This window comes from Phormidium sp. CCY1219 (assembly GCF_055795085.1).
The window spans coordinates 1-242 of sequence record NZ_JAYFEQ010000873.1; the positions used below are offsets into that span (position 1 = coordinate 1).

The following is a 242-nucleotide window of genomic DNA, read 5'->3' on the forward strand; positions in this document are numbered from 1 at the left end:
CAATGGTTTTTTTCCAGCCCTGGAGTAGTAGTAGGGAAATAACCATTAAGCCAACGCAATGGTTTTTTTCCAGCCCGGGATTGGACTGTTGGCGAAATAACCATTAAGCGAACGCAATGGTTTTTGGCTCTACCAAACTTACTATGGAAAGTTGCGGCCAAAAATGCAATCAAACCTTTGCCAGCAGCAATATTGAGTCCTCTGCAAATTTCTTTCCTTATCAAGAACAGGCAAGGCTGGCC

The 242-nt window shown here is 43.8% G+C and carries 1 protein-coding gene; it reads right to left on the minus strand.

The window, feature by feature from the left end:
* On the minus strand, nucleotides 1-224 hold a 224-nt coding region (locus AC0QH1_RS28440; RefSeq protein ID WP_324634814.1), incomplete at its 3' end, for a hypothetical protein.
* Between the last annotated feature and the right edge of the window lie 18 nt (nucleotides 225-242).